This window comes from Lentzea terrae (assembly GCF_003265345.1).
GTDB lineage: Bacteria > Actinomycetota > Actinomycetes > Mycobacteriales > Pseudonocardiaceae > Lentzea > Lentzea terrae.
Map to the genome: position 1 here is coordinate 60,343 of NZ_QFWW01000035.1, position 15,588 is coordinate 75,930.

Here is a 15,588-nt window from a genome sequence, read left to right on the forward strand (position 1 = left end):
TACGTAGGTTTTCCTACCTGCTCAAAATGTTTGACACAGTCGCCTTGAGACGTTGGTGCAGCGTGCGCAGTTCTCCTCGTTTTGCCTGCACCTCCACCACTCGGAGGCCGTGCGGACGCGCAAGTGCGCTACGGAGCTGGTCCTGGTCGTCCACTTTGGAGTGCGGAATTCGGTAGCCCGCGCACAAAGCGGCCATATCTGTGCCGTGCGGGGTGCCGAATATCCTTTCGAAACTTTGGTCGTGCTCCGGTGCACCTTGTTCCAGCAACGAAAAGATCCCGCCGCCGTCGTCGTTGAGGACGACGATCGTGAGATCCGGCTGTCGATCGGCCAGCAAACCATTGCTGTCGTGCAGGAAAGTCAGGTCGCCCATCAGCGCGTATGCGGAACCCTGATGGTTCAGGGCGAGACCGATGGCCGTGGACACGCTGCCGTCGATGCCCGCGGCACCCCGGTTCGCGTGCACGGTGACGTCCGGGCGGCGCTCGCCCACGTAGTCCACGTCGCGGATCGGGTTGGACGAGCCGACGAACAGCATGGCCCCCGACGGCATCGCCTGAGTGAGGTCGCGTGCGACGTGCAGACCGGTCGGCCAGGCGACCGTGTCGAGCAGGTCGTCGACGGCCACACCGACGTTCTTCACCGCGCTCTGCCAGGCCTGCAGCCACTCCCCGTCGTGCTCGGCTGGTTCTGGCAGCCAGGTCGACGCTCGGGACGCGGTGAACTGCGTGTCCGGCCACTGCGCCTGGTCGCCGACGGCGTGCACGAACCGCGCATCGCGCAGCAACGCCTGCTGTCCTCGCGACAACGTCACGCGTCCCACGACGAGCACGGCGTCCGGCTGGAGGTACGCGGGCAGGCCCGCGTTGAGCAGCAACGAGCCGTGCCGCAGCCCACCGGGAGCAGTCGGCTCGGCGATCACCGGCCAGCCGAGCAGCGCGGCCTTGCGGAGCCGCTCCGGCCGGTCGTCGCCGAGCAGCACCAGCGTGCGGGCGGGCAGGTCGGACGGCCGGGTCTCGACGCTGAACGTCCGGTCGGTGAGAGTCCACGGTCCGCGGTCGGACGACGGCCAGTCGGTGTCGTCCGGCGTGAGCGGCGGGCGGAACGGCACGTTGACGTGCGTCGGACCGTCCGTCGCGATGGCACGGCAGATCAGCGACCGCGTGGTGGGCTCGTCGGCGGCCTCCGGCATGTGCAGCGTCGGGATGCCGAGCAGGTCGTGCTGGTTGATCGTCTGGCTGGAGCCGGTGCGGTAGAGGTCGACCGGGCGGTCGGCGGTCAGCGCGATCAACGGCACATTCGTCAGCTGCGCCTCGACGACGGCCGGGTGCAGGTTTGCGACCGCCGTGCCGCTGGTGCACGTCACGACGGCGGGCTCGCCCGTCTTCGCGAGGCCCAGCGCGAGGAATCCGCCGCTGCGCTCGTCGATCCGCACGTGCACCGTGAGCAGGCCTTTTTGCTCGGCCTGGTGCAGCGCGAACGACAGCGGGGCGTTGCGCGAACCGGGGCACAGAACGACGTGGCGGACGCCGTTGCGCACCAGTTCGTCGACGATCACCCTCGCCTGCGTCGTGGACGGGTTCATCCTGCAATTGTCACCGGGACACCTGAGAGGTCGCCCGCTGGTCTCAGCTCCGGGCGCTTAGAGTCTTGCGAGTGGCAGATCAGGAGCTCTTCGACCCGTCGCTGTGGAAGCCGATTGAGGGCTTCGACTTCACCGACATCACGTACCACCGGGCGCTTGACCAGGGCACGGTCCGCATCGCGTTCAACCGGCCCGAGGTCCGCAACGCGTTCCGGCCGCACACCGTGGACGAGCTGTACCGGGCGCTCGACCACGCGCGGATGTCGTCCGACGTCGGGTGCGTGCTGATCACCGGCAACGGCCCCAGCCCGCGTGACGGCGGCTGGGCCTTCTGCAGTGGCGGTGACCAGCGGATTCGCGGGCGCAGCGGCTACCAGTACGCCTCCGGTGAGACGGCCGACACGGTCGACCCGGCGCGCGCGGGCCGGTTGCACATCCTGGAGTGCCAGCGGCTGATCAGGTTCATGCCGAAGGTCGTCATCGCGGTCGTGCCCGGCTGGGCGGCCGGCGGCGGCCACAGCCTGCACGTGGTGTGCGATCTCACGCTCGCGAGCGCGGAGCACGCGAAGTTCAAGCAGACCGACGCGGACGTCGGCTCGTTCGACGGCGGCTACGGCTCCGCGTACCTGGCGCGTCAGGTCGGGCAGAAGTTCGCGCGCGAGATCTTCTTCCTCGGCCGCACGTACTCCGCCGAGGAGATGCACAAGATGGGCGCGGTCAACGCCGTCGTGCCGCACGCCGAGCTGGAGACCACGGCGCTGGAGTGGGCCCGCGAGATCAACGGCAAGTCGCCGACCGCCCAGCGGATGCTCAAGTACGCGTTCAACCTGATCGACGACGGTCTGGTGGGACAGCAGCTCTTCGCCGGCGAGACGACCCGGCTCGCGTACATGACCGACGAGGCCGTCGAGGGCCGCGACGCGTTCCTGGAGAAGCGCGACCCCGACTGGTCGAACTACCCGTACTACTTCTGATCATGCTCGACGAACTGCGCTTGGCCCTGAGCGGCGGAGAACCGCTGGTCGACGGCCCGCTCGACGGCTGGGAGAAGCGGGCCGTGCTCGGCGTGCCCACCTCCGGGTCGACGGGCGAGCCCAAGACCGTGCTGCTCGACGCCTCCGCGCTGACGACGTCGGCGGAGGCCACGCACGAGCGGCTCGGCGGGCCCGGCACGTGGCTGCTGGCGTTGCCCACCGGCCACATCGCCGGCGTCCAGGTGCTGGTGCGGTCGATCGTCGCGGGCACCACGCCCGGCGTGCTCGACATGTCGAAGGGCTTCCGGGCCATGGGGTTCGCGCAGGCCGCCCGGCCGGTGCTGGCCCAGCCCGGCCGCCACTACACCGCGCTGGTGCCGACGCAGCTGTCCCGGCTCGTCGTCGGCGAAGGGCCGGGGCTCGCGGCGCTGCGGCAGTTCGACGGCGTGCTGATCGGCGGGGCCGCCACCCCGCCGAAGCTGCTGCAGCAGGCGCGCGCGCTCGGCGTGCAGGTCGTCACGACGTACGGGATGAGCGAGACGGCCGGCGGGTGTGTGTACGACGGCGAACCGCTGCGGGACGTCCGGCTGCGCACCGACGACGTGATCGAGATCAGCGGGCCGGTGCTGGCGCTGGGCTACCGGGGCAGTGCGGAACCGTTCGGCGAGTGGTTCCGCACCGGCGACCTCGGGCGGCTGCGAGACGGGCGGCTGGAGGTGCTGGGGCGCGCGGACGACGTGATCGTCACGGGCGGCGAGAAGGTGCCGCCGGTGGTGGTGGAACGGGCTCTGGCGACCGTTGAGGGCGTGCTGGAGGCGTGTGTCGTCGGGGTGCCGGACGACGAGTGGGGTCAGGTCGTCGCGGCGGCTGTCGTCGTGCGCGGCGCGGCGCCTTCGCCGGATGAGCTGAAGGGTGCGGTTGCGGAGGCCGTGGGCAGGGCTGCGGTGCCGAAGCTGGTGCGGTTCGTGTCGGAGCTGCCGTTGCGCGGACCTGGCAAAGTCGACCGAGCGACAGTGGCTGACTCTTTTAGGTGAACCTTTACCGCTGAGGACAACTCTCCCGCGAAGCGCGCGGACCTCGCCGCGTGCGTTAGCGATGGGGGTTTCTCATGCGCTACCTGTTATCGCTGGTCGCCGGAGCCGCATTGGCGGTCGGGCTGGCGTCCCCTGCCCAGGCAGCCGGCAACGAGTGGTCCGCCGATCTCACCTACAAGGCCGTTTCGTGGGGCGGTTCCCCGCGGATGGGCCTGATCGAGCTCGAACCGCACAGACTCGCCCAGCCCGCCAACGCGGTCACGGCGGCGGTGACCGGCGATGGTGTCGTCGACGTGCGCGGTCTGCGTCCGGACGGCCAGTGGACCGAGTGGCTGGAGGCGCCGGCGACGTTGCCGGTGACCACCTCGACCGTGCAGACGCGCGTGGTTCTCAGCAGCGGCAAGGCAGAGCGCGTGAAGCTGACAGCTTCGGTCGCGCCCGCCGCTTCGGAAGACGTTTCCGTTGCTGCTGCTGGACGTTCGTACCGCGTGTACGCGACGCGTGAGGGCCTGGTCGGCGGCACGACGGCGAACGGCCACACGATCCGTTCGCGCGACCACTTCGCCGCGCTGCCCTCGCGCCGTGGCTTGGCGCCCAACAACTCCGGCAGCTACAGCGTGCAGATCTGCGCGTCGAACGGGCGCTGCGAGTGGGCGCCGGTGTGGGACGTCGGCCCGTGGAACACCAAGGACGACTACTGGAACCCCTCTGCCACGCGGGAGATGTGGAAGAACCTGCCGCAGGGCAAGCCCGAGGCGCAGGCCGCCTACCAGGACAACTACAACGGCGGCAAAGACCAGTTCGGCCGCGAGGTCGCCAACCCGGCCGGCATCGACCTGGCCGACGGCACGTTCTGGGACGGCCTCAAGCTGACCACGAACTCGTGGGTGACGGTGACCTACCTGTGGACCGGCTCCGGTCCGGTCGGGACGGTCCGCACCGCCGCGGCGAACGGCACCGTGAACGTGCGTAGCGGCGCCAACTCCTCGACCTCGCAGGTGGGTCTGGCCGCGAACCACGCCCAGGTCAGGGTGACCTGTCAGCTGACGGGCGAGTCGGTTTCGGGTACCCAGGGCACGTCGAACATCTGGTACCGCATCGCGCCCGGCAAGCACGTCGCCAAGGCGTACGTGGCTGGGGTCAGCGGAGCGACTAGCTGCTGATACACCCGTTGGCGGGTCCTCAGTGGTCATAGCGGAGGATGGAGGCATGGCCTCAGTCGTCCAGTGGATCCAGGGGACCCGCCCGCGCACCCTGCCGAACTCGATCGCGCCCGTGATCGTGGGCGCGGCGGCGGCGCACCACATCGACGAGTTCAACGTGCTCTACACGGTGCTGGCGCTGGTGGTCTCGATCGCGCTGCAGGTCGGCGTGAACTACGCCAACGACTACTCCGACGGCATTCGCGGCACCGACGACAACCGGGTGGGGCCGTTCCGCCTGACCGGTTCCGGTGCCGCGGAGCCCTCTGCCGTCCGGCTCGCCGCGTTCATCTCGCTCGGGGTCGGCGCGCTGGCCGGCATCGCGCTGGTGGCGTTGTCCGGGTACTGGTGGATGATCGCGTTCGGCGCGGTGTGCATCGCCGGGGCGTGGTTCTACACGGGCGGCAAGCGGCCGTACGGCTACGCGGGGCTCGGCGAGATCGCGGTGTTCCTGTTCTTCGGGCCGGCCGCGGTGCTGGGCACGCTGTACGTGCAGAGCGGCGAGATCACCGGGATCGGCATCGGTGCCTCCATCGCGATGGGGTCGATCTCGGCGGCCGTGCTGGTGGCCAACAACCTGCGCGACATCCCGACGGATGCGGTGTCGGGCAAGCGAACCCTGGCCGTGGTGCTGGGCGACAAGGACACCCGCAGGCTCTACCTCGCGCTGGTGGCGGTGCCGTTCCTGATCGCGCTCGGGATGACCGTGCGGGTGCCGTACGCGTTGCTCGGGTTCCTTGCGGCGCCGGTGTTGTTGCCGGCGGTGCGCAGGGTGGCGTCCGGACGTGGTGGCCGTGACCTGATCCCGGTGCTGCAGTTCACCGGGTTCGCGATGCTGGCCTGGGCACTGTTGGTCAGCGTCGGGTTGTTCCTCGACTGAGTTCCTACCAGGCGTCCTCGGTGAACTGGGTGGGCTCGTCCTCGTCCCGCCGGACGGGCCTGCGCGGGGCCGGCGGTGGTGCCGTCTCGCCCTTGATCAACTCGTTGAGCCTCGCCCGGTCGGCCTCGAGCGCCTGGCGCACCAGGGGATCGTGGCTCGCCTCGCCGGTGAGGACCTGACGCCAGCTCAGCCCGACACCGCGGGCGATGCGGTCGGCCAGCTGCCGCATCGCCGGTGAGGCCTCGCTCGACTTGGCGAACTGCATCACCCTGCGCACGTCCTCAGTGGATGGTTCCTTGGTTTTCAGACTCTGCTGGGCAGCCCGCATCGCGCGGTCCACGTCCGCGACGGCGCTGGTGAGAAAGCCCTCTGCCGCAAGGATGTCCGGTGTCCGCCAGGCCGTCATCACCACTTGTCCTCCGCGAAGATGTCGGGGTCGTTCTCGTCGCCGTCGTCACCCCGGCCTCTGCGCGGGTTCTGCGCGTTCATGATCTCGTCGGCGGTCATGCCCTCCTGCAGCATCTGGAACGCCTGCTTCATCTTGTTGACGTTCTCCTGCTGCATGGCCTGCACGTCCGGGTCGGCCGCCGCCTTGCCGGAGACGACGTCCTCCCACGTGAACTCGCCCGCGTCGACCTTGCGCTTCAAGGCTTTCAGCTGCTCCGGCGCGTCACGCTCCTGCGCCGCGCGCTCGACCTGCTGGGCGATCGCCTTGAAGTCGACCGGCGGAACCGGCGGCAGCGGCGTGTCCTTCAGCCGGTTGGCGAGGTCCTGCGCCTCCTTGAAGCGCGCGTCGACCTGCGCCTCGGCCGCCCGCAGCTCCGGCGTCTTCCAGCTGTCGTTGGGCGTGGTCATCGGTTCAGTTCTCCCTCGCGAAAATGCCCTGCTGGATCGGCCTGATCTCGTCGCGGACATCGGCCAGCTCGCTGCGCGCCGCGAGGGTGCGCCACTGCCGGAAGTCTACTTCGGACAGACCGAGCTGCTGGGCCGTTTCGTAGTTCTCGCCGAGGAAGTGCAGGACGGCCTGGTCCCCCATGATGCCGAGGATCTCGAACTCCGCACCGCGGTACGTGCAGAGCTTGCGCAGGTACGCGAGGTCCTCGACCTGCACGTCCAGCACCTCGAGGAACCGCGCGCCGTCGCGTTCGACGAAGTCCTCCGGCGCGGGCTGACCGGCCAGCGGGTGCAGCAGGAGCCGGCCGGGCTGCGGGGCGAAGTCGATGTCGTACTGGACGCCGTTGTACTTCCCCGTCAGTCCACGTCGGACGGTCGGGCGCAACGGCACCGGATACTGCCAGAACCGGCCCGGCCCGAAGCCGACGTCGCCGATCGGGATCCAGCCGGTCTGCCGGTTGACGTACCGGCCGACGCCGCGCGCGTCGCCGTTCGGCTCGAAGCGCCACAGCTCGGTGCCGGCCGCGAGCTCGGTGAGCTCCATGACGTACTCGGGAATCGGCTGGTCGCTCGGGGTGTAGCCGGTGCCGGTGAACGGCGCCGGGTACACGCGGGTGGTGCCCATCTTCTGCGCGCCTTCGAGCGTGGGACCGCCGAAGCTCGTGTCGAACAGCTCGGTGGTGTGCGCGTAGAACCGCAGCAGGTACTGGGTTCCACTGGGCCAGTCTTTCACCTTGTCGACGCCGAACGCCTCGGCGAACTCGTCCGCGGTGCCCTTCGGGAAGTCCTGGCCACGCGTGACGAACCCGGCGGCCCGGTGCGGCTCGAACTTGCCGGGCACCACGACGTTGCCCAGGTAGAGCTGCGCGATCGCCGGGTGCACGATCTTCTGCAGGATGGTCTCCGGCCCGATGCCGGCCGCCTTCTGCACGATCTGCGTCATTTCTCCCTCTTCCACCGCGCGAGCAGGTCGGTGCGGTCGACGTGCACGTCCTCCAGTTCGCTGACGGCGAGCCAGCCCTGGAACCAGTCGTACTGGTTGCCGTCGAGCCCGTTGGCCTTGGCCCACCCCGCGTCGCGCCCGTCGTACCCGGCGAGTGCTTTGTCGCCCTCGATCTTGTCGAGGACGAACGGCTGACCCCGCCACGTCGCCCGCGTCTTGTCGCGGTAAGCGGCATCGAGGTCGTTGACGGGCACCTCTTGGTCCGCGTGCTTTGCGTGCTCGTACCGCTCTGTTGGGATCTCACGCAGGCGCACGAACCCGTCCGGCACGTCGACGGTGCTCACGAAGTAGAGCTCGCCGCGGTACTCCGCCAGCAGCTCGTTCGGGTACCTGGTCACCTCGACCATGGTCGTCACGCCTTCTTCCAGCCGAGGCCGCTCTCGTACACGGCGTACAGCTTCTCAGGCGCCCCGTCGGCGTTCACCGTCCAGATCTCCGCCCGCTGCCCGAGCGAAGTCCCGCGCGGCGCCTGCCACTCCGGCACGCCACCACCCGTGGACCCGCTGCCGGTGAACGGATGATCCATCCGCGTGGGCGAACTCGCGCCGCCCTGGTCGGCCATCTGCTGGGCGCTCTGGTCGTAGTGCGCCTTCTCGGCCGGGCTGTCGTAGTCGGCCTTCTGCGGCCCGCCGAAGGGCACGAACATGTCGTCCGCCGTGTCGCCCGGCTTCCACCGCATCTGGTAGGCCTGCTGCTGGCCTTCCTTGATCGGCGACCACCCGGCGTTGCCGAGACCGTCGTCCAGCGCCAGCCCGTCCCGCAGGCCCTTGGGGTTGTTGATGTCCACGACGTCCACACCGCGGGCGATCGACCCCTGCACCCCCTGCCAGCCCTTGTCGAGGTACCCGTCGACGGCCCCCTGCCCGAGCACCTTCGTGACGATCTGGTCGCCGCCGACGTCGATCTTGTTGCGGATGTCGGCAACGTGCGCCGCCTCGGCCTGGCTCAGCTCGGTGGCGGGCTTCTTGCTCAGCTCGACGTACCGCTCGCGCTCCTCCTCGGTGTGCAGGAGGTTCTCGAGCTGGCGCTGGTAGCCGTCACCCTGAGCCCGGATGGCGTCCTCGCCGAACTGGGGAGCCATGTCGTGCGTCTTCCCGGTGCCGTGGTCGCCACCGTCCGCTCCGCTGCCGCCTGCCGATTCGTGGGCTCCGGTGGAGGCGTCGTCGGTGTGCGGCTTGGGGTCGGCGTCGTGGTCCGTGGCCGGGGTGGTGTCGGGGGCCGGCTTGGGGCCGTCGGTGGCGCTGGTGTCGGTGTCGTGCTTGGTGTCCTCTGGCTTGTCGTCGTGGGGCTTGGTGTCTGTGTCGGGCTTGGTGTCCGCGTCGGGCTTGGCGTCGGCGTCCGGCTTGGTGTCGCTGTCGGGCTTGGCGTCCGCGTCAGGCTTGGTGCCTGTGTCGTGGGGCTTGGGATCACCGTCGTGGGGCTTGCCGTCGGTGTCGTGGGGCTTGGTGCCGGGGTCGTGGGGCTTGGTGCCGGGGTCGTGCGGAGTCGTGTCGTGCGGCTTGGAGCCGTCCGGTGTGTCGTGGGGCTTGGTGTCCGTCGACCCGCTGGGCGTGCTGTCGTGCGGGCGAGGGCTGGACGTGTCGTGCGGCGTGCTGGACGGCGGCGTGCCGCCGGAGCCGTTGTGCGTCGGGTGATCCGTGCTCGGGCTCGGGTGGCCGCCTGCGGTCGGGCCGTCGTGTCCGGGAGGCGTCGGGAGTCCACCACCGGAACTCGGCGTCGGGTGTCCGGGAGGCGACGGCAAGCCGCCACCCGCGCTGGGGCCGTCGTGTCCCGGAGGCGACGGCAGCCCGCCACCGGAACTCGGCGTCGGGTGTCCGGGAGGCGACGGCAGACCGCCACCCGCACTCGGCGACTGGTGTCCGGGCGGGGACGGCAGTCCACCACCTGTGCTCGGGCTGTCGTGTCCGGGCGGGGACGGCAGGCCGCCGCCGCTGCTCGGCGTTGGGTGGCCGGGAGGCGATGGGAGGCCGCCGCCTGACGGGGCCGGCGCCGTTGCCGTGCCTGAGCTGGCGCTCGGGTGGCCGGGAGGCGTGGGCAGGCCGCCACCGGAACCAGCCGGGGTCGGGTGGCTGCCGCCTGTGCCGGGCTGGTGGCTTCCGGAGTTCGGGGGCGTGGGCAAGCCACCGCCAGAACCCGGCTGCGACCCAGCGGACCCCGGCGTCGGGTGCGACCCAGCGGAACCTGGGGTCGGGTGCGAGCCTCCAGCACCTGGCGTGGGGTGCGACCCAGCGGAACCTGGAGCCGAACCCGCAGAGCCTGGCGTCGGGTGCGAGCCGCCAGAGCCTGGGGCCGGGTGCGAGCCAGCGGAACCTGGAGCCGAGTGCGAGCCGGCGGAACCCGGAGTCGCGTGCGAGCCGGACGGCGCCGTGGGCAGGCCCGCCCCACCGGGACGGGCGCCGCCGGAGCCAGGCCCGGAGTTCGACTGGCCGGGCGGCGTTGGCAGGCCCTGGCCAGGAGGCGTCGGGAGGCCCGTGGCCGGAGGCTTCGCCTGGCCGGACGGGGCGCCGGAAGAGGAGGGCCACGCGGAGCCTGCGGACGAGCCCGGGCGCGAACCCGAGCTGCGCGTGGAGTCACCGCCGCCGCCTGCCATCGGGGGCACGCCCATCGGCATCGCGCCGCCGACCGGGGTGGCGTGGTGCGCCGGTGGAGCGGCTGCAGGGGCTGCACCGGCCGTGTGCGTGGTGTCAGGGCGCGGAGGCGCGGCAGGGCCACCGGACGGGGCTCCTGGGCCGCCGGTCGGCATGCCAGCAGAACCGCCACCAGGACCACCGCCGGAGCCGCCGGCGCCCAGCGACGGCGGCGCGGACACTGAAGGGCCGCCGGCCGTTGCGGTGTGGGTGGCGGGCGCATCCGGGCCGCCGGGGATCACGGGCGGGGCGGAGACGGGAGCACCGCCGGGAGCGACCGAGGAGACGGCGGCCGGCTTCATGTCGTCCGAGGTGCCGGGCGGGGTGTAGACCTCGCGGACCTTCGAGCCGATGTCGTTGCCGCGGTCCGCGATCTCGGTGGCCGAGTCCTTGATCGAGGTCATGTCGTCGTGGATGTCGTTAACCGCGTTGCGGACGTCGCGGCCCGCCTCCGCCACCTCCTGGGTGGCGTTCATGGCCTCGGCCAGGGAGTCGGCGTCCTTCAGCTTGCCGATGGCCGAGAAGACGCGGCCGACGGCGTCGAACAAGGCCTTCACGTCGGAGATGAGCTTGCGAACCGTGTCGATGATGTCCATGACGCGGCGGTAGATCTGGTAGGCGTTCCAGACCATCTCGGCGGCCTTGATCCAGCCCGCCACGGGGACCCAGACGGTGGCGGCGGCCTCGAGCAGCTTGTTGACCAGGTAGTCCAGCAGGCGCGCGGCCTGCTTGCCGAGGGCTTCGGCACCGGACGCGACGGTGTCGAAGCCCTTCGCGATGAGCTGGGTGACGCCCATCTCGGCGAACAGGGCCGCCTTCCAGCCCAGCGCGACGTACCGCTCGTGGGCGCGGGCGGCGTCGCCGTCCCAGTGCTCGCGCGCCTTGCCGACCGCGTCGGTGAGGTTGTACGACATGTCGTTCATCGCGTTGCCGACCATGCGCCACGCGTCGCCGTCGGCGCGGATCTTCGACCAGTCGCCGGTGATCGGCGTGATGATCGTTTCGACCAGCGACTCGCCGGTCACGGCCTCGAAGACCCAGTTGACCGCCTGCACACCCCAGCCCTGGTCGGCGAGGACGTCGTTCAGGGAGGCCCGGTCGATCTCTGGCTGCTGCAAGGACGCGGAGACCGGGCGCGGGTCCCGGTAGGCGGTGGTCACTTCAGGATCCCGTTGAAGATCGCGACCTGAGCCCGGTCGACGGCTTCGTACACGGCGGCCGTCGAGTCGACCGCGGACGCCGTGCCCTCCAGCTTGGCCTTGCCGAAGTCGAGCGTCTCGTCGAACAGCGCGCGCACGATGTCCACGCCCGGCTGCAGCAACGTGAGCAGGCCGGTGAAGCCCGACTTGTCGCACGCCGTGGCGTGGACGTACTTGCGGATCGTCTCGAACTCCTGCGCTTCGGTGCGCAGATACTCGGCGTACGCGCGCAGCTCGGCGGCGTCGGTGAACAGCGACGACACGGGTCCCCCCTGCGGACTCAAGTGCTCAGGTCACGCTGTGACGCAGGACTCCCGTCACCAGTTCCCCGTGCGGTGGAAGTTGTTCAGGCGGTCAAGACACGGGTCGAGGTCCATGTCTTGTGCGGATACCCATGAGTCGTCGTAGTAGGTGTTCGCGTAACGCTCGCCACCGTCACACAACAGAGTCACCACGCTCCCGCGCGTGCGAGACTGCCGCATCTCGGCCACGATCTGGAACGCTCCCCAGAGATTTGTTCCGGTCGACCCGCCGATCCGCCGCCCGAGCAGGTCCTCCACGTACCGGATGGTCGCCACGGACGCCGCGTCCGGCACCTTGATCATCCGGTCGATCACCTCGCCGATGAACGACGGCTCCACCCGCGGCCGGCCGATGCCCTCGATCCGCGAGCCGCGCGTGCCCACCAGCTCGGGCTCGCTGTCCCGCCACGCGTCGAAGAACACCGAGAACTCGGGGTCCACCACGGCGAGCCGGGTGTTGAGCTTCTGGTAGTGGATGTACCGGCCGATCGTGGCCGACGTGCCGCCCGTGCCCGCGCCCACGACGATCCACTCGGGCCGGGGCGAGGGCTCCAGCTTCATCTGGTCGAAGATCGACTCGGCGATGTTGTTGTTGCCACGCCAGTCCGTCGCGCGCTCGGCGTGCGTGAACTGGTCCATGAAGTGGCCGCCGAGCTCGGAGGCCAGCCGCCGCGACTCGTCGTAGATCGCCGACGGCTCGTCGACGAAGTGGCACTTCCCGCCCTGCCGCTCGATCAGCGCGACCTTCTCGGCCGAGGTCGAGCGGGGCATCACGGCGATGAACGGCAGCCCGAGCAGCCGGGCGAAGTACGCCTCGGAGACCGCCGTCGACCCGGACGACGCCTCGATCACGGGCGTGCCACCGGTGATCCAGCCGTTGCAGATCGCGTAGAGGAACAGCGACCGCGCCAGCCGGTGCTTCAACGAGCCGGTGGGGTGCGTCGACTCGTCCTTCAGGTAGAGGTCGATGCCCCAGTCGAGCGGCAGCGGATAGCGCAGCAGGTGGGTGTCCGCGCTGCGGTTCGCGTCCGCCTCGATGATCCCGACGGCTTCGCACACCCAGTGCCTGGTCCTGCTGCAACAACGGTCAACGGAGGTACTCACAGCGGCACGATAACCGCGCAGACGCCCTATGCCTGGGTGAGAGGACCTTCGTCACCACGAAGCTCGGACCGCAGCTTGTCGCGCTCGGCCCTGCGCTGCTCCTGCCGCTCGTTCAACCCGGCCGCCACGCGCTGCCGCAGCCCCTTGAACAGGAACAACGACGCGGGCAGCGCAACGACCACGCCAACGGCCAGCGCGGGAAGCAAAGGAACCTTGAACAACATGAGCGCGCCCGTCACCACCGCGACGAGACCGAGGCGGGCGAGGACGTAAAGCGTCACATCTCGAGCGAGCACCTGTTCAGGTTACGTCGCCCGCTTCGTCACCGGTGTTCGGCCGTCCCTCGAAACGCGTCGACAACACCACGGTCGTGCGCGTGCGGGCAACGCCGTGGATGCGCCGCAGCCGTCCGAGCGAGCGCTCCAGGTCGTCCACCGTCGCCACCCGGACCTTGACGATGAACGACTCGTCGCCGGCCACCCGGTAGCAGGACTCGACCTCGATGAGCTCGCTCAACGCGTCCGCGACCTCGTTGTCGTCCGCGATGTCGGTGGGGTGGATGCCGATCAACGCGGTGACGCCCAGGCCGACCGCGCTCGGGTCGACGACGGCGTGATACCCGACGATCACGCCGCTGGACTCGAGCTTGCCCACCCGCTCGTGCACGGCGGAGGCGGAGAGGCCGACCTGCCTGCCGAGATCGGCGTACGTGGCCCGGCCGTTGGCGCGCAGTGCGGCGATGATCTGTCGATCAAGAGCGTCCACCCGGAACACCCTATGCCCACACACCGTCCACACGTCGTCCCGGTCGGATGTCCGGTTCGCCCCGGTCGTCCCTTACTACCTCTTTACCAAAAAACAAGCGTTCGAGTACCTGATGGGTCAGATGCCACGATCAGACCGGAACGTCTGATCTGAGGAGGACGAGTGACTGCAGCCACCGAGCGGCTTTTGACGCCTGGGGAAGTCGCCAATCTGTTCCGGGTCGACCCGAAGACCGTGACCCGATGGGCCACCGCAGGTCGCATCGGCTCGATCCGCACGCCTGGAGGACACCGCAGGTTCCGTGAGACCGAGGTGAAGGCTCTGCTGTCGGAGCTGACGACCGAGGCATCTGAACCCGTCCGCCACTGAAACCGTAGTAATCCCTGTGCCGCGGGTAATCTCGTGGCAAAGGGAGGTGGCGACCAGATGATCTACCTGCTGGCGGTGATCGGTGCGCTCACCGTGGCTGTGCTGGTGTGGCGAGCCTTCGCCCCACAGCATTCGGAGTACACGCCGGGCCGCAAGGTGATCGCACCTGACGACGACCCGGAGTTCCTGCGCAAGCTCGACGAGCAGCGCAAACGCGACGAGTGACCGGAAAAGGGGCCCTGTCCCCAGGGCCCCTTTCGCCAGGTCGTGCAGCGCGTGAAACCGCCTGACTAGGCGTTCGGGAAGTCGTCGGCCACGACGGCACCGAGCTCCAGCAACGCCAGGCGGGTCTCCGGCGCGAGCCGGTCCAGCGCGATCTCCGCGCCTTCTTCGAGGTGCTCGTCGAACGGCAGGCGGACCACCGCGCGGCACCGCTGCTGGAAGTGCGCGGCGAGCTTGTCGAGGTCGACCTTGCCCGACTTCGGGCGCACCGAGTTGATCACGCAGACGGACTTCGCGACCAGGTCGCGGTAGCCGTGCGCCTCCAGCCAGTCCAGCGTCGCCGCCGACGTCTGCGCGCCGTCGACCGAGCCGGACGACACCAGCACCAGCTGGTCGGCCTCGTCCAGCACGCCCTTCATCGCGGAGTGCATCAGTCCGGTGCCGCAGTCGGTGAGCACGATGTTGTAGAAGTGCTCGAGCAACGCCACGGTGCGCCGGTAGTCGTCCTCGCTGAACGCCTCCGACACGGCCGGGTCCTGCTCGGACGCCAGCACCTCGAGGCGCGCGGGCGACTGCGAGGTGTACGCACGCACGTCGCTGTACCGGGTGATCCGCGGGGCATCGCGCAGCAGGTGCCGCACCGTCGCCGTGGTCTCCCGCGGGATCTTCAACGCCAGCGTGCCGCGGTCGGGGTTCGCGTCGACCGCGATCACCCGGTCGCCCCGCAGCGACGAGAACGTCGAGCCCAGCGTGGTCGTCGTCGTGGTCTTGCCGACGCCGCCCTTCAGGGACAACATCGCGATCTTGTAGCACCCGCGCAGCGGCTGGTTGATCCGCGCGATCAGCTCACGCCTGCGCACGTCGGCGGCGCTCTCACCGAGGTTGACCGCGCCGCCGGTCATGTTGTGCAGCGACTTGCGCCAGCCCGATGCCGGTGGCCGCTTCTCCTTCTTGATCAGCTGCTGCGACGAGACTTCCTGCGCCTGCGAGCGGTACTGCTGCTGCGGGAAGTTGTTCGGGTACTGCGCGCCGGCGAACTGGCCGTACTGGGCCGTGTGCTGCGGCATGTTGTGCGGTCCGGACTGGCCACCGCCGACCGAGTAAGCACCCGATTGGCCGCCGCCCACCTGGTACGGGCCGGAGCCGTCCACCGAGTACGCGCCGGACTGCGAACCGGGCACCGCGTACGGGCCACTGGCGTTGCCGGGCACCTGGTAGGGGCCGGAGGCGTTGCCGGGCACCTGGTACATGTCGGCCTGGGGGCCGCCACCCACGTGGTACGGGCCTGATTGGCCGCCGCTGACGTGCTGCGGACCGGACTGCTGCGGGTCGAGGTAGGCCGTCTGCGGGTCGACGTGCTGTGGGCCGGAGCCCTGTTCCTCACCCGGTGGTTGCCAATTCACCGCTGTGGCCCTCCCTGAGCAAGAG

Annotated in this window: 17 protein-coding genes; 6 read left to right on the forward strand and 11 right to left on the reverse strand. The window is 69.9% G+C overall.

What is annotated here, in order from left to right; translation table 11 throughout:
* Nucleotides 1-13 precede the first annotated feature (13 nt).
* Entirely contained in the window at nt 14-1,585 is a 1,572-nt protein-coding gene (gene menD, locus DI276_RS43175) for a 2-succinyl-5-enolpyruvyl-6-hydroxy-3-cyclohexene-1-carboxylic-acid synthase (protein WP_112274985.1), read from the reverse strand.
* Nucleotides 1,586-1,656: 71 nt separating this feature from the next.
* Here menD and DI276_RS43180 point away from each other — a divergent pair, with 71 nt between their 5' ends.
* The 4 genes from DI276_RS43180 to DI276_RS43195 all read left to right on the forward strand — a co-directional run bounded on the left by DI276_RS43180 (nt 1,657) and on the right by DI276_RS43195 (nt 5,675).
* The gene (locus DI276_RS43180; protein WP_198681264.1) at nt 1,657-2,559 is read left to right on the forward strand and encodes a 1,4-dihydroxy-2-naphthoyl-CoA synthase; all 903 of its coding nucleotides are present in this window, start codon (nt 1,657-1,659) and stop codon (nt 2,557-2,559) included.
* A gap of 2 nt (nt 2,560-2,561) precedes the next feature.
* On the forward strand, nt 2,562-3,593 hold the full coding sequence (menE, locus tag DI276_RS43185; RefSeq protein WP_112274989.1) for an o-succinylbenzoate--CoA ligase: 1,032 nt from the start codon (nt 2,562-2,564) through the stop codon (nt 3,591-3,593).
* 74 nt (nt 3,594-3,667) lie between these two features.
* Nucleotides 3,668-4,756 (forward strand): hypothetical protein, encoded by a 1,089-nt coding sequence (locus DI276_RS43190; RefSeq protein WP_112274991.1) that lies wholly within the window; start codon nt 3,668-3,670, stop codon nt 4,754-4,756.
* A 46-nt stretch (nt 4,757-4,802) separates the two neighbouring features.
* Complete coding sequence (locus DI276_RS43195; RefSeq protein ID WP_112274993.1) at nt 4,803-5,675, forward strand: 1,4-dihydroxy-2-naphthoate polyprenyltransferase; 873 nt, start codon at nt 4,803-4,805, stop codon at nt 5,673-5,675.
* Between the two features lie 4 nt (nt 5,676-5,679).
* Here the strand turns inward: DI276_RS43195 and DI276_RS43200 are convergent, their stop codons facing one another.
* From DI276_RS43200 to DI276_RS43240, 9 genes are read right to left on the reverse strand one after another with little or no spacing between them, the layout of a single operon-like run.
* Nucleotides 5,680-6,081, reverse strand: coding sequence for a hypothetical protein (locus DI276_RS43200; RefSeq protein WP_112275304.1), 402 nt, complete (start codon nt 6,079-6,081; stop codon nt 5,680-5,682).
* Entirely contained in the window at nt 6,081-6,530 is a 450-nt protein-coding gene (locus DI276_RS43205; RefSeq protein ID WP_112274995.1) for a hypothetical protein, read from the reverse strand. Before DI276_RS43205 ends, DI276_RS43200 begins: the two co-directional genes overlap by 1 nt.
* 4 nt (nt 6,531-6,534) lie before the next feature.
* Nucleotides 6,535-7,512 (reverse strand): hypothetical protein, encoded by a 978-nt coding sequence (locus DI276_RS43210; protein ID WP_112274997.1) that lies wholly within the window; start codon nt 7,510-7,512, stop codon nt 6,535-6,537.
* Complete coding sequence (locus tag DI276_RS43215) at nt 7,509-7,928, reverse strand: hypothetical protein (protein WP_112274999.1); 420 nt, start codon at nt 7,926-7,928, stop codon at nt 7,509-7,511. Before DI276_RS43215 ends, DI276_RS43210 begins: the two co-directional genes overlap by 4 nt.
* Complete coding sequence (locus DI276_RS43220) at nt 7,925-11,359, reverse strand: methyl-accepting chemotaxis protein (RefSeq protein WP_112275001.1); 3,435 nt, start codon at nt 11,357-11,359, stop codon at nt 7,925-7,927. The genes DI276_RS43215 and DI276_RS43220 overlap by 4 nt, the downstream gene beginning before the upstream one ends.
* Nucleotides 11,356-11,661: a hypothetical protein gene (locus DI276_RS43225; RefSeq protein WP_112275003.1), complete on the reverse strand. Its 306-nt coding sequence runs from the start codon at nt 11,659-11,661 to the stop codon at nt 11,356-11,358. Before DI276_RS43225 ends, DI276_RS43220 begins: the two co-directional genes overlap by 4 nt.
* Nucleotides 11,662-11,715: 54 nt before the next feature.
* Nucleotides 11,716-12,804 (reverse strand): L-cysteine desulfhydrase Cds1, encoded by a 1,089-nt coding sequence (gene cds1, locus DI276_RS43230; protein WP_112275005.1) that lies wholly within the window; start codon nt 12,802-12,804, stop codon nt 11,716-11,718.
* A gap of 26 nt (nt 12,805-12,830) precedes the next feature.
* Nucleotides 12,831-13,100, reverse strand: coding sequence for a DUF4229 domain-containing protein (locus tag DI276_RS43235; RefSeq protein ID WP_232837313.1), 270 nt, complete (start codon nt 13,098-13,100; stop codon nt 12,831-12,833).
* A 4-nt stretch (nt 13,101-13,104) separates the two neighbouring features.
* Nucleotides 13,105-13,569, reverse strand: coding sequence for an Lrp/AsnC family transcriptional regulator (locus DI276_RS43240; RefSeq protein ID WP_112275305.1), 465 nt, complete (start codon nt 13,567-13,569; stop codon nt 13,105-13,107).
* Between the two features lie 162 nt (nt 13,570-13,731).
* On the opposite strand from DI276_RS43240, the gene DI276_RS43245 reads away from it, so the two are divergent.
* Nucleotides 13,732-13,938, forward strand: a complete 207-nt coding sequence (locus DI276_RS43245; RefSeq protein ID WP_112275009.1) for a BldC family transcriptional regulator — start codon at nt 13,732-13,734, stop codon at nt 13,936-13,938.
* Nucleotides 13,939-13,995: 57 nt separating this feature from the next.
* On the forward strand, nt 13,996-14,163 hold the full coding sequence (locus DI276_RS51640) for a hypothetical protein (protein ID WP_086667950.1): 168 nt from the start codon (nt 13,996-13,998) through the stop codon (nt 14,161-14,163).
* A 65-nt stretch (nt 14,164-14,228) separates the two neighbouring features.
* On the opposite strand, the gene DI276_RS43250 is transcribed toward DI276_RS51640, so the two are convergent.
* The gene (locus tag DI276_RS43250; RefSeq protein WP_112275307.1) at nt 14,229-15,410 is read right to left on the reverse strand and encodes a MinD/ParA family ATP-binding protein; all 1,182 of its coding nucleotides are present in this window, start codon (nt 15,408-15,410) and stop codon (nt 14,229-14,231) included.
* Nucleotides 15,411-15,588 lie beyond the last annotated feature (178 nt).